This is a genomic window from Roseovarius spongiae, assembly GCF_003651245.1.
GTDB classification, from domain to species: Bacteria; Pseudomonadota; Alphaproteobacteria; order Rhodobacterales; family Rhodobacteraceae; genus Roseovarius; species Roseovarius spongiae.
Genome location: NZ_RAPE01000003.1, coordinates 1 through 12,302 on the forward strand (window position 1 = coordinate 1; position 12,302 = coordinate 12,302).

At 66.2% G+C, this 12,302-nt stretch carries 11 protein-coding genes; 6 read left to right on the forward strand and 5 right to left on the reverse strand.

Annotated elements, in window-relative coordinates:
* The 3 genes from D6850_RS19625 to D6850_RS19495 all read left to right on the forward strand — a co-directional run.
* The coding region (locus tag D6850_RS19625) for a hypothetical protein (RefSeq protein WP_206019248.1) at window positions 1-359 on the forward strand (359 nt) is incomplete at its 5' end.
* A complete protein-coding gene (locus tag D6850_RS11260; protein ID WP_147438899.1) occupies window positions 349-747 on the forward strand; it encodes a hypothetical protein in 399 nt (132 codons plus the stop codon). The genes D6850_RS19625 and D6850_RS11260, both read left to right, overlap by 11 nt.
* A 172-nt stretch (window positions 748-919) precedes the next feature.
* Window positions 920-1,168 carry a hypothetical protein gene (locus D6850_RS19495; protein ID WP_166434054.1) on the forward strand — a complete coding sequence of 83 codons (249 nt, stop codon included), beginning with the start codon at window positions 920-922 and terminating at the stop codon, window positions 1,166-1,168.
* 32 nt (window positions 1,169-1,200) lie between these two features.
* On the opposite strand, the gene D6850_RS11265 is transcribed toward D6850_RS19495, so the two are convergent.
* On the reverse strand, window positions 1,201-3,474 hold the full coding sequence (locus D6850_RS11265; RefSeq protein WP_121166974.1) for an adenosylcobalamin-dependent ribonucleoside-diphosphate reductase: 2,274 nt from the start codon (window positions 3,472-3,474) through the stop codon (window positions 1,201-1,203).
* A 287-nt stretch (window positions 3,475-3,761) separates the two neighbouring features.
* Here D6850_RS11265 and D6850_RS11270 point away from each other — a divergent pair, with 287 nt between their 5' ends.
* Together D6850_RS11270 and D6850_RS11275 are read left to right on the forward strand one after the other, a co-directional pair.
* Complete coding sequence (locus tag D6850_RS11270) at window positions 3,762-4,196, forward strand: DUF1489 family protein (protein ID WP_121166976.1); 435 nt, start codon at window positions 3,762-3,764, stop codon at window positions 4,194-4,196.
* 251 nt (window positions 4,197-4,447) lie between these two features.
* Window positions 4,448-5,035: an outer membrane protein gene (locus D6850_RS11275; RefSeq protein ID WP_121166978.1), complete on the forward strand. Its 588-nt coding sequence runs from the start codon at window positions 4,448-4,450 to the stop codon at window positions 5,033-5,035.
* A gap of 88 nt (window positions 5,036-5,123) precedes the next feature.
* Here the strand turns inward: D6850_RS11275 and hisG are convergent, their stop codons facing one another.
* The 3 genes from hisG to hisS are packed head-to-tail and all read right to left on the reverse strand — an operon-like array spanning window position 5,124 to window position 8,385.
* Window positions 5,124-5,819 carry an ATP phosphoribosyltransferase gene (gene hisG, locus D6850_RS11280; protein WP_121166980.1) on the reverse strand — a complete coding sequence of 232 codons (696 nt, stop codon included), beginning with the start codon at window positions 5,817-5,819 and terminating at the stop codon, window positions 5,124-5,126.
* A complete protein-coding gene (locus tag D6850_RS11285) occupies window positions 5,816-6,901 on the reverse strand; it encodes an ATP phosphoribosyltransferase regulatory subunit (protein WP_121166982.1) in 1,086 nt (361 codons plus the stop codon). Before D6850_RS11285 ends, hisG begins: the two co-directional genes overlap by 4 nt.
* Window positions 6,898-8,385: a histidine--tRNA ligase gene (gene hisS, locus D6850_RS11290; protein WP_121166984.1), complete on the reverse strand. Its 1,488-nt coding sequence runs from the start codon at window positions 8,383-8,385 to the stop codon at window positions 6,898-6,900. Before hisS ends, D6850_RS11285 begins: the two co-directional genes overlap by 4 nt.
* A gap of 145 nt (window positions 8,386-8,530) precedes the next feature.
* Here hisS and D6850_RS11295 point away from each other — a divergent pair, with 145 nt between their 5' ends.
* Entirely contained in the window at window positions 8,531-8,725 is a 195-nt protein-coding gene (locus tag D6850_RS11295; RefSeq protein WP_121167805.1) for a SlyX family protein, read from the forward strand.
* 45 nt (window positions 8,726-8,770) lie between these two features.
* Here the strand turns inward: D6850_RS11295 and dnaE are convergent, their stop codons facing one another.
* Entirely contained in the window at window positions 8,771-12,271 is a 3,501-nt protein-coding gene (gene dnaE, locus D6850_RS11300; RefSeq protein WP_121167807.1) for a DNA polymerase III subunit alpha, read from the reverse strand.
* Between the last annotated feature and the right edge of the window lie 31 nt (window positions 12,272-12,302).

A 12,302-nucleotide genomic window follows, 5' to 3' on the forward strand; every position in this document is an offset into this window, starting at 1 on the left:
CACAACCAACATCCCCAACTCGCTCCCTCAAATCCGTCGAGGAAGCTTCTGAACAGAAATATCAGGGGGGTCACTTTTGGACGCCGATTACCCCAATACAGGGGTCAATCTTGCATGCCGGTTCACACTCCAGCGGGTTCGCCGCGCTCTGCGACTTCTATGGCGCTTTGGGCCAACCGATCCGGAATGCCGATCCCGTCGGGGGCGCGCTGCGCGCTATCCGATCCCTTATGGGCGACCAGGCGTCGCCGTCGCTCGGCCGGATCGGCGAGACGCGCGATCTGCCCGCGTCTGACATGGCGCGATGCCACGGCGCCCGCGTCAGCGAGTTGCGGGCGCGGTTTCATCATGCGCAATGAGCGCGGGATGCGGTGCACGTTACAAATTGCGCGTGACCACCGGCTGAGTGCTTATCCCGGCGAATTCGGGATGGAGCAGGACATCTGCGACGTCACGCTGTGGTTGAAAGAGAAATCCCAGGAGCATTCGCTTCTCCTCTGGATCGACCGGCATTATTTCTATCCCGGTCCGGAAATTGCCAACGTGAAGGTGCTGACGGTGCCCAAGCACCCCGAGCCTCTGACCGCAATGGCGCGCGATGCATTCGTCGCGCTCGGCTATGTAATCGAGAACACCGGCGGGGATACTTATGGCTACCCGCTCTGTGATGGCCATCATTCGCGGCACGAAGCGATACAGGCTTTCGCGCGGATCGAGGCGGCCCTGCGCAGGTGGCGATCAGCGTAAACTTACAACCATATTTTCATCCGAGGGCGGCGCGAGCCGCCCTTTTTTCATGCCTATCGTTTCTCGACCTGTCGACCGGTCCGACTTTGCGCTTCAACCTTACAGAGAGCACTCCGAACCCTGGCGGTGCAACTCTACCTGCGAAAGAGCCCACGACTGGCAGTGATCGTTCATGTACAGCCCGCATTTGCCTCAATCGGGCGGTGTCTGGCGCGACAATCTTGATAAATCGCGGTTGGCGCAAAGAATTCTCGAAATTCGTTTTGGCCGCCCGGTTCACGGAACCATCTCTCTCGGGACAGAGTCGAACCCTGCGAGCATGGATATCGACGTTAGACACGCGAAAAACCGGGCATTTCCGCCCAGTGGTCAGGTTATGCTTATCAGAATGGTCAAAAAGACACTGAAAAAGGACAATTAGTCCTTTCAATTTCAACAAGCGTTCCCCGCCATTCAAGAACACTTGCTGTGGCCACAGCTCGCGCAGGTCATGCAGCCTTCGATCATGCGCATGTCGTATTGGCCGCAGTTCGGGCAGGCGGGGCCGCGGGGGGCGCCGAGGTTGACGACTTCGGCGGTCGGATCGGCCTTCAGCCCCATCCCCTCGCCCGCAAGGAACCCGGTGCGCACCATGTGTTGCTCCAGTATTCCACCGATGGCGGCGAGGATCGACGGCACGTACTTGCCCTGCATCCAGGCGCCGCCGCGCGGGTCGAAGACGGCCTTCAGTTCCTCCACGACAAAGGACACGTCGCCGCCGCGCCGGAACACCGCCGAGATCATCCGCGTAAGCGCCACCGTCCAGGCGAAATGCTCCATGTTCTTGGAGTTGATGAACACCTCGAAGGGCCGCCGGCGTCCGGCCAGCACGATGTCGTTGACGGTGATGTAGATCGCGTGGTTGCTGTCGGGCCACTTGAGCTTGTAGGTGGCGCCCTCGAGTTCCGCCGGACGGTCGAGAGGTTCGGCCATGTAGACGACCTCGCCGCCCTCGCCCTGCGCGGCGCCCTCGCCGGGGGCCACGTCGGCGGTTTCGCTCACGCTCAGCACGCTGCCCGTCACGTCGTTCGGCCGATAGGTCGTGCAACCCTTGCAGCCTTCCTGCCACGCCTGGATGTAGACATCCTTGAACGCCTCGAACCCGATATCCTCGGGGCAGTTGATGGTCTTGGAGATCGACGAATCCACCCATTTCTGCGCTGCCGCCTGCATCTTCACGTGCTCGGACGGGGTCAGCGTCTGGGCGTTGACGAAATGATCCGGCAGGGGCGCGTCGCCGAACCGCTCGCGCCAGAGGGCGACGGCGTAATCCACGACCTCCTCCTCGGTGCGCGAGCCATCCTTCTGAAGCACCTTGCGCGTGTAGCTGTAGGCAAAGACCGGCTCGATCCCGCTGCTGACGTTGCCGGCATATAGGCTGATCGTGCCGGTGGGCGCGACGGAGGTCAGCAGCGCGTTGCGGATGCCATGCCGGGCGATGGCGTCGCGCACGCTTTCGTCCATCTCGCGCATGTTGCCGGAGGCGAGGAATTTCTCGGCGTCGAAGAGCGGAAACGCCCCTTTCTCGCGGGCGAGGCCGACGCTGGCGAGATAGGCGGCAACGGCGATCTTGTGCATCCAGATTTCCGTCTGCCGCGCGGCCTCGTCCGAGCCATAGCGCAGCCCGAGCATCAGCAGCGCGTCGGCAAGGCCCGTCACCCCGAGCCCGATGCGCCGCTTGGCGCGCGCCTCCTCGGCCTGCTGGGGCAGCGGGAATTGCGACACGTCCACGACGTTGTCCATCATCCGCACCGCCACGCGCACCAGGTCCTTGAGCGCGGCCGCATCAACCCGCGCGCGCGGCCCGAACGGGTCGATCACCAACCGGGCGAGGTTGATCGAGCCCAGAAGGCAGGCGCCGTAGGGCGGCAGGGGTTGCTCGCCGCACGGGTTGGTCGCGGCGATCTCCTCGCAATAGTTCAGGTTGTTGGCCTGGTTGATCCGGTCGATGAAGATCACGCCGGGTTCGGCGAAATCGTAGGTCGCCTGCATGATCCGGTTCCAGAGGTCGCGCGCCTCCACCGTGCGATAGACCTTGTCGCCGAAGCTCAGATCCCATGACGCGCCTTCTTCGACCGCGCGCATGAAATCGTCTGTCACCAGCACGCTGAGGTTGAACATCCGCAGCCTTGCGGGATCGGCCTTGGCGGCGATGAAATCCTCGATGTCGGGATGGTCGCAGCGCATGGTGGCCATCATCGCGCCCCGCCGCGATCCCGCGCTCATGATCGTGCGGCACATCGCGTCCCAGACATCCATGAACGACAGCGGGCCGGAGGCGTCCGCGCCGACCCCCTTCACGTCCGCGCCGCGCGGCCGGATGGTGGAGAAATCATAACCGATCCCGCCGCCCTGCTGCATGGTCAGCGCCGCCTCGCGCAGGTTGTCGAAGATGCCGCCCATGTCGTCGGGAATCGTGCCCATCACGAAACAGTTGAACAGCGTCACCCGCCGTCCGGTCCCCGCTCCGGCGGCGATCCGTCCCGCGGGCAGGAACTTGAAATCCTCGAGCGCGGAGTAGAACCGCTCTTCCCAGGCGTCCGGGTCCGCCTCGACCGCGGCCAGCGCGCGCGCCACGCGCCGCCAGCTGTCTTCGACGGTCGCGTCGGCCGACGCGCCGTCCGGGTCGATGAAGCGGTACTTCATGTTCCAGATCTGCTCGGCGATGGGGGCGGCGAATCGTGACATCCCACTAAACCCTGTGCTCTGAGTGAAGGATGACACAGTATGCTGTCCCCGGGCACAGGTCAACCACGCCACGGGCGAGGCCGCGATTTTCCCGGCATCAATGTTCTGCGAGCATTCACTCCCGGCCCGCCGCCGGGAAACCCGTTTTCGACCAGAACATTACACCCGCCACAGGAGCGAAAAATCCGCATGCGCGCGCGCCCCGCGCGCTCTGCTGCGCAAATCGCGCGGGAAAAACCGGCGTCCGAACCTTTGAACCGGGTCGGGAATGGCTTATCCTTGGCGTCATGGCAACCGCCCCTCTCAACCTCATCAAGCTCAGCGTCGGCAGCGAAAGCGTCGACAGCCTGATCGCGTGGCAGGCGTCACGGCGCGCGCAGGGACAGGACGGGCAACCGCGCCACGTCACCCGGATGTGGCCGCGCCGCGAGGCCGAGTTGCTGAAGGACGGGTCGATCTACTGGGTGATCCAGGGGCTGGTGCAGTGCCGTCAGCGGATCGTTCGCCTCGACGAGGTGGTGCGCGAGGATGGAATTCGCCGCTGCGGCATCGTCCTGGACCCCGAGGTGATCCGCACCGTCACCGCTTCCAAGCGCCCGTTCCAGGGCTGGCGCTACCTGCCGGGATCCGAGGCGCCGGCCGACCTGCCGCGGAACCGCGTGAACGAGGACAGCCTGCCCGTGGACCTGTCCGCCGCCCTCGCGGAGATCGGCGTTCTCTGACGTCTTTACATACCATTTCTCCGCCAAATGTTGCGCGCCCGCAACACGTCAACAACCAATTGAAATGAAAGATATTATTCCGGCGGCACCCTGCGGGCGGCCTTCCGCCGAGGCCTGAGCGGCAGCCCGCCGACCGGCCATGTTCCCGATTGCAGGAACGATGGTGTGAGGTATCTTGTTTTGCGAGAAGCAACGCACAGATATGACAGCGTGGCGTTGACCATGAACGCAGACAAAAAGGATAGTTTCTGATGCTCCGCAAAACAACAGCCCTCGCAGCCGCCCTTGCGACCGTGGCACTGCCCGCCGTCGCAGGGAACATCGAACCCGCGCCGGTCGAGCCTGTGATCGCGCCCCCCGCCCCCGCCGCGCCCGTTTCGCCCAACTGGACCGGGTTCTACGCCGGTGGCCAGCTCGGCTTTGCCGATGTCGACACGAACCTTGCCGGCGTCGACGGCGACGACATGATCGGCGGCCTCACCGCAGGTTACGACTATGATCTCGGCGACTTCGTCGTCGGTATCGGCGCCGATTACGATTTCGCCGACGTCTCGCTGAGCCCGACGCTCGACGTGGACAGCATGTGGCGTCTGAAAATGCGCAGCGGCGTCAAGATCGGCAACGGCCTGCTCTACCTGACGGGCGGGTACGCGCAGGTCGACACCAACTCGATCGGCAGCGAAGACGGCAAGTTCTACGGCGCCGGTTACGAGCACATGATCGCCGACAAGTTCACGGTCGGCGCAGAGGTGCTGCAGAACGAGTTCGACAACGTGGGCTCGACCGCGACCGATATCGACGCAACGACCTATCAGGTCCGCGCCACCTTCCGCTTCTGATCGCCTGATCCGAAACCGGGACAGGAACCGGCCTCCGCGAGGGGGCCGGTTCTTTTTTGCGCAATCGGGGAAGGCTGCGCGCGGGCGTTCAGTCCACCCGCAGTCGCCGCAGCAGCGCCGCCATGGCCGCGCGGCCGGCGTCGTCCAGCGCCGCCTTGCGCGCGCGGAACAGCGTCGCCTGGCTGCGCAGGATCAGCCCGTCTTCGAGGATCTTGAGGTGGTTCGCCCGCAGCGTATCCCCCGATGAGGTGATGTCGGCGACCGCCTCGGCGCTCTCGTTCTTCACCGTGCCCTCGGTCGCGCCCTGGCTGTCGACGAGCGCGTAATCCGCAACCCCGTTCTCGCGCAGGAAATCCCGCACCAGCCGGTGATACTTGGTCGCGATCCGCAGCCGGAACCCGTGCGCTGCGCGGAACGCCGCCGCCACCGCGTCAAGATCGTCGAGCGTGCCGACATCGACCCAGGCGTTCGGCACCGCGATCACGAGGTCGGCCTGCCCGAACCCCATCTCGGTCAGCATTTCGAGCCGCGCGTTCCAGCCGCTCAGCTTCTCGCGCACGAGATCGGTTCCGGTGACGCCGAGATGAATTCGCCCGGCGGCCAGTTCGCGCGGGATTTCGCCGGCCGACAGCAGGATCAGCTCGACGCCCTCCACCCCTTCGACAAGGCCGGCATATTCGCGCTCGGTCCCCGCCCGGCCAAGCGTCACGCCGCGCGCGCCGAACCATTCGAAGGTCTTTTCCATGAGCCGCCCCTTGGACGGCACGCCGAGCTTCACGGTCATGTCCCGGCCTCCAGCTTCAGCACCAGTCCGGGCCGGATGACGCCGCCCACGGCGGGTATCTCGCGCCCCTGCCCCAGCCGCCGGGTCAGCGCGTCGTAGCGCCCGCCGCTGGCCACCGGGGGCAGGTCGGGGCGCGCCTCGGCGGTGAAGCCGAAGACGAATCCGTCGTAATATTCCATCTGCGTGCGCCCGTAGGCCGCCTCGAAGGGCAGCGACTCGGCGTCGATGCCGCGCCCCGCAAGCGCGTCGAGCCGGTCGCCCAGCAGATCGACGGCGCGCAGGATGGCGGGCATGTCCACCGCGATATCGCGCAACCGGCCAAGCGCATGGACGCTGGTTTCGCGCACGTCGAGGATGGCGTCGATCAGGTCGACCTCGGTCTCCGAGATCGGCGGCGCGGCGGCGTCCTCGCGCAGCACCTCGATGCGCGCGGCGATTTCGGCCCGGCTGCGCAGCCCGATGAGCGGCCCGGCGTCCGCCATCGGATCCGCCGCATCCAGCAGCGCCGCGCGGCTCGGCGGGACCGGCGCGCGGCCCGCGAAACGCTCGATCAGCGCGCGGAACCGGCGCGGCCGCCAGATGTGGCGCAGGAGCGCGGCCTTGCGACGCTCGGTCGTGCGCAGCCCCGCGACGGCGGCGGTCAGGATGCCGATATCGCCGGTCGCCGCGCGCAAGCCCAGCGGCGCGAGGATGCGATGCATGAGCGCGAAGACCTCGGCATCCGCTTGCGCCGGGTCGGTTCGCTGGAAAACTTCATAGCCGACCTGGATATACTCGTTGGCGCGCTCGGCGTCGTCGTCCTGCCGGCGGAACACCTCGCCCGAGTAGGTATAGCGCGCAGGCTCCGCGCCGTTCTCCATGTGCATCTGCACCACGGGCACGGTGAAGTCGGGCCGCAGCATCTGCTCTCCACGCAGGGCGTCTGTCGCGGTGTAGGTCCGCGCGCGGATGTCCTCGCCATAGAGATCGAGGAGCGTCGCGGCGGGTTGCAGGATCGCGGTCTCGACCGGCGCGGCGCCCGCCTGCTCGAAGAGGCCCCGCAGCCGCGCGGCCTCGGCGGTGATCGCGGCCCTCGGGATCATTCGCGCCGGCTTTCCACTATCTCGCGGACGCGGGCGAGAAGGTCGGCGCGCGGCGCCTCGAACTGGCTGGGCCGTTCCTTCCATTCCTCGAGCGTGGCGTTCTGCGCGATCTGCGCGCCAAGCACGAGATCCTTGATCTGCACGACGCCGCGCTCGAATTCCTCGCTCCCGGCGATCACCGCGACGGGGCTGTTGCGCTTGTCCGCATACTTGAGCTGGTTGCCGAAATTCTTCGGGTTGCCGAGGTAAACCTCGGCCCGGATGCCCGCCTGCCGCAGCTCTGCGGCCATCGCCTGGTAGTCGGCCATGCGGTTCCTGTCCATCACCGTGACCACGACCGGCCCCGCCTCCTCCGTCCCGGCGCGCCCCTTCGCATGCAGCGCGGCGAGCAGCCGGTCGACCCCGATGCTGACTCCGGTGGCGGGCACGGCCTGCCCGATGAACCGCTTGACGAGATCGTCATACCGCCCGCCGCCCGCGACCGAGCCGAACTGCCGCTTGCGCCCCTTCTCGTCGAGAATGTCGAAGGTCAGCTCCGCCTCGTAAACCGGCCCTGTGTAGTAACCGAGGCCGCGCACGACCGAGGGGTCGATCACGATGCGGTCGGGGCCGTAGCCCTGAGAGTCGAGGAGGGCGGCGATCTGCTCCAACTCGGTCACGCCTTCGGCCCCGGTGGCGCTCTCGCCCACCGCGCCGCGTAGATTCTCCAGCGTTTGGTCGGCGCTCTCGGCCTTCGAGGTCAGAAAGGCCAGCACAGGCGCAGCCTGCGCGTCACTCAGTCCCACGCCGTCGATGAATGCGCCTGAGGCGTCTTTCCGCCCGGTGGTGAGCAGTTCGCGCACGCCCGCCTCGCCGACCTTGTCGAACTTGTCGATGGTGCGCAGGACCGCATCGCGCTGGCCCGCGTCTTGCACACCCATCGTTTCCAGCACCCCATTCAGCACCTTGCGGTTGTTCACCCGCACCACGTAATCGCCGCGCTCGATCCCGACCGCTTCCAGCGTGTCGGCCAGCATCGCGCAGATCTCGGCGTCCGCGGCCACGCTGGCGGATCCTACAGTATCCGCATCGCATTGATAGAACTGGCGAAACCGCCCCGGCCCGGGCTTCTCGTTTCGCCAGACAGGGCCCATCGCGTAGCGCCGGTAGGGCGTCGGCAGATCGTTGCGGTGTTGCGCATAAACCCGCGCCAGCGGCGCCGTCAGGTCATAGCGCAAGGCCAGCCAGTCGCCCTTGCCGTCCTCCTCGCTCTCCTGCCAGGCGAACACGCCCTCGTTGGGGCGGTCGACATCGGGCAGGAACTTGCCCAGCGCCTCGACCGTCTCGACCGCGCTGGTCTCAAGCGCGTCGAACCCATAGCGGTGATAGACTGCGCGGATCGTCTCGAGCATGGCGGCGCGCCCGCTGACATCCGCGCCGAAATAATCACGGAATCCCTTGGGCGTGACCGCCTTGGGGCGGGGTGTCTTTCTAGGCTTCGACATGGGTCCGGTTCCCGGCAGGATCAGTTGCCGCGGGGTCTAGCGGATGCGCCACGGGGGGGCAAGCGGCGCGCCCCGCTCTTTCAATGTTCCGCAAATACTCATTCCCGCGTTGACGCGCGCGCGCCGCCGCCGTTACATCACCCCCATGACGGCCATCGAGGAAAAGCTCGCGCACCTGATGCGCACGGTCGACGACCTGTCGGACGTGGTCGCACGGCAGGAGCGCGAGATCGCCACGCTCACCCGCCGGGTCGAGATGCTGATGCGCCGCGAGGGCGAGCGCGAGGCGGAAAGCGGCGCGGCGGTGGTGCTGGGCGACGAGCGCCCGCCGCATTACTGACCCCTCCGCAGCCCGGGATTCTTCGACGAAAAATGTCCGCCCGGCTCAGATGTCCTGCACGTCCATCACCCCTTCGAGGCTCTTGATCGCGCCCTTGACCTGCGGCGTCACCGGGTATTCGCGCCCTGCGTCGAGCTCGACTTCGCCGGGCAGTCCCGGTGACAGCAGGCAGAAACGGATCGGCCCCGGCCGGGCCGCCCTCGCGGCCTCGCGCGCGTTCTCCAACACGCTGGCGACCGAGGCGATCGCATCCTGCGCATCGATGAATATCCGCAGCCCGGCGCTGCCCGCATCGGCCACGACCCCGTCGATGGGCGCGACGGAGCGCGCCAGCAGCTTCAGCTGCTCGGCCTCCATCGTCGCCTCGACCGTGACCACCACCTGCGCGCCCGTCTCGAGGAACTCGCGCGATTTCTCGAGCGTTTCGGAGAACATGGTCACCTCGTACCCGCCCGTCGCATCGCTCAGCTGCACGAAGGCGAAGCGGTTGCCGCGCGCGGATTTGCGTTCCTGCCGACCCGCGACCACGCCGGCCATCTTGAGCACCGCTGGCGCGCGCGCGGCGGCCTCGATCACTTCGTCAAGCGTCTTCACGTTCTTGCGCCGGAGCGCGGCCATGTAATCGTCGAGCGGGTGGCCCGAGAGGTAGAAGCCGACGGCCTTGAACTCCTCGGTCAGCCGCTCGGCCGGCAGCCAGCCCGCGACCGGGGCTAGGCGGGGTTCGGGCAGATCCTCGCCCGCCTCGCCGAAAAGCGACACCTGGTTCGAGTTGCGCTGCTCGAAGATCGCCGCCGAATAGTTCATCAGCGGTTCCACCGCCTCGAAGACGCGCCGCCGATTGCGGTCGAGCGCGTCGAACGCGCCGGCGCGCGCGAGCATCTCGAGCGGGCGCTTGCCGATCCGCTTGAGATCGACGCGCCGCGCGAAATCAAAGAGCGTGGCGAAGGGCCGGTCGTTCCGCCCCTCCACGATCAGTTTCATCGCCTCGACGCCGACATTCTTGAGCGCGCCCAGCGCGTAGTGCAGCGTGCCGTCGCGGACCATGAATGTGGCGGCCGAGTCGTTCACGCATGGAGCGGCCCAGGGCAGGCCCAGCCCTTTCTTCACTTCCTCGAAATAGACGGCGAGCTTGTCGGTGAGGTGGATGTCGCAGTTCATCACCCCGGCCATGAACTCGACCGGGTGGTTGGCCTTGAGCCAGGCGGTCTGGTAGCTCACCACCGCGTAGGCCGCGGCGTGGGACTTGTTGAAGCCGTAATTGGCGAATTTATCCAACAGGTTCCAGACCTCGGTGGCCTTTTCCTTGTCGACGCCGTTCTCGGCCGCGCCTTTCAGGAACTTGGGCCGCTCCGCGTCCATTGCCTCCTGGATCTTCTTGCCCATCGCGCGGCGCAACAGGTCCGCGCCGCCCAAGCTGTAGCCCGCCATCTCCTGCGCGATCTGCATCACCTGTTCCTGGTAGACGATGATGCCCTGCGTCTCGTCGAGGATATGGTCGATGCTGGGATGCAGCGTGTCGCGCCCGCTGAGCCCATTCTTCACCTCGCAGAATTTCGGGATGTTCTCCATCGGACCGGGCCGGTAGAGCGCCACGAGCGCGATGATGTCCTCGATGCAGTCGGGTTTCATGCGCTTGAGCGCATCCATCATGCCCGAGCTTTCCACCTGGAACACCGCGACCGTGCGCGCCTTGGCGTAGAGCGCGTAGGTCTTTTCGTCGTCGAGCGGGATCTGCCCGATATCGTTCTCGGCCCCCTCGAAGGGTTCATAGATCGTGGCGCCGTCGGCGGCGATGTGCAGGTCGCGCCCGCCGGCGTGGATCTGCTCGATCGCGTTCTGGATCACCGTCAGCGTCTTGAGCCCGAGAAAGTCGAACTTCACCAGCCCCGCCTGTTCGACCCATTTCATGTTGAACTGCGTCGCCGGCATGTCCGAACGCGGATCCTGGTAGAGCGGCGCCAGTTCATCGAGCGGGCGGTCCCCGATCACCACGCCCGCCGCGTGGGTCGAGGCGTTGCGCAACAGCCCCTCGACCTGCATCCCGTATTTCAGCAGCCGGTCCACGACCTCCTCGTTGCGGGCCTCTTCGCGCAGGCGATCCTCCTGCGCGAGCGCCTGTTCGATGCTCACGGGTTTCACGCCCTCGACCGGGATCATCTTGCTAAGCCGGTCCACCTGCCCGTAGGGCATCTGGAGCACGCGCCCGAGGTCGCGCACGGCGGCCTTGCTGAGCAGCGCGCCGAAGGTGATGATCTGGCCCACCTTGTCGCGACCGTATTTTTCCTGAACGTAGTGAATCACCTCTTCGCGCCGGTCCATGCAGAAATCGATATCGAAATCCGGCATGGATACGCGCTCGGGGTTGAGGAAGCGTTCAAAGAGCAGCGAATAGCGCAGCGGGTCGAGGTCGGTGATGGTGAGCGCGTAGGCCACAAGCGACCCCGCGCCGGAACCGCGCCCCGGACCGACCGGAATGTCGCGTTGCTTGGCCCACTTGATGAAATCGGCAACGATCAGGAAGTAGCCGGGAAACCCCATCCCCTCAATGATGCCGAGTTCGAATTCCAGCCGCTTTTCATACTCTTCCACCGGCGCCGCGTGCGGAATCACCGCCAGCCGCGCGGCCAGTCCGGCGCGGGCCTGGGCGCGCAACTCGTCCACCTCGTCATCGGCGAATCGTGGCAGGATCGGGTCGCGCCGATAGGCGGCGAAAGCGCAGCGTCGGGCGATCTCGACGGTGTTCTCCAACGCCTCGGGCAGATCGGAGAACAGCGTCGCCATCTCGGCGGGGGACTTGAAGTAATGCTGCGCGGTCAGGCGTCTGCGCGGCGCGGACTGGTCGACGTAGGATCCTTCGGCCACGCACAGAAGCGCGTCATGCGCCTCGTACATCTTCGCGTCGGGGAAATAGACGTCATTGGTCGCCACCAACGGCAGGTCCATCGCGTAGGCCATCTCGACATGGCCGCGCTCGGTCTCGCGCTCGGCCTCGGGCGCGCCGTCCTCGCCGGGGTGGCGCTGCAACTCGACATAGAGCCGCGACGGGAAAGCCGCGGCCAACTGGCCCATCAGCGCCTCGGCGGCGGGGCGCTGATGGGCGCGCAAGAGCCGCCCGATGGGGCCGTCCGGCCCGCCGGTGAGACAGATCACGCCCTGCGAATGACGCGCCAGTTCCTCGGGCGTGACATGCGCCAATTCCCCATCGCCGCGCAGGTAGAGGCAGGAATTGAGCTTCATCAGGTTCTGGTAGCCCGTCTCGTCCTGCGCCAGCAGGACCACCGGCGCGGGGGGTCTTGGCCGCTCGCCCGGCGCGGCCGGGACATAGGCGAGATCGACCTGGCAGCCCATGATCGGCTGCACGCCGGCCTCCTGCGCGGAGACGGCGAATTCGAGCGCGCCGAACATGTTGTTGGTGTCGGTGACCGCGACGGCGGGCATGTCCGCGGCGATGCACAGCTTTGGCAAGGACTTGAGCCGCACCGCCCCTTCGAGAAGGGAATATTCGGTGTGAACCCTGAGATGGATGAATCGCGGACTGTCGGTCATGAGCATACCATAGCGTGAATGCAGCGCGCTC

Coding starts and splice junctions, on each gene's coding strand:
- D6850_RS11260 (WP_147438899.1), top strand. CDS start 349: ATGCGCAATGAGCGCGGGATGCGGTGCACGTTACAAATTGCGCGTGAC.
- D6850_RS19495 (WP_166434054.1), top strand. CDS start 920: ATGTACAGCCCGCATTTGCCTCAATCGGGCGGTGTCTGGCGCGACAAT.
- D6850_RS11265 (WP_121166974.1), bottom strand. CDS start 3,474: ATGTCACGATTCGCCGCCCCCATCGCCGAGCAGATCTGGAACATGAAG.
- D6850_RS11270 (WP_121166976.1), top strand. CDS start 3,762: ATGGCAACCGCCCCTCTCAACCTCATCAAGCTCAGCGTCGGCAGCGAA.
- D6850_RS11275 (WP_121166978.1), top strand. CDS start 4,448: ATGCTCCGCAAAACAACAGCCCTCGCAGCCGCCCTTGCGACCGTGGCA.
- hisG (WP_121166980.1), bottom strand. CDS start 5,819: ATGACCGTGAAGCTCGGCGTGCCGTCCAAGGGGCGGCTCATGGAAAAG.
- D6850_RS11285 (WP_121166982.1), bottom strand. CDS start 6,901: ATGATCCCGAGGGCCGCGATCACCGCCGAGGCCGCGCGGCTGCGGGGC.
- hisS (WP_121166984.1), bottom strand. CDS start 8,385: ATGTCGAAGCCTAGAAAGACACCCCGCCCCAAGGCGGTCACGCCCAAG.
- D6850_RS11295 (WP_121167805.1), top strand. CDS start 8,531: ATGACGGCCATCGAGGAAAAGCTCGCGCACCTGATGCGCACGGTCGAC.
- dnaE (WP_121167807.1), bottom strand. CDS start 12,271: ATGACCGACAGTCCGCGATTCATCCATCTCAGGGTTCACACCGAATAT.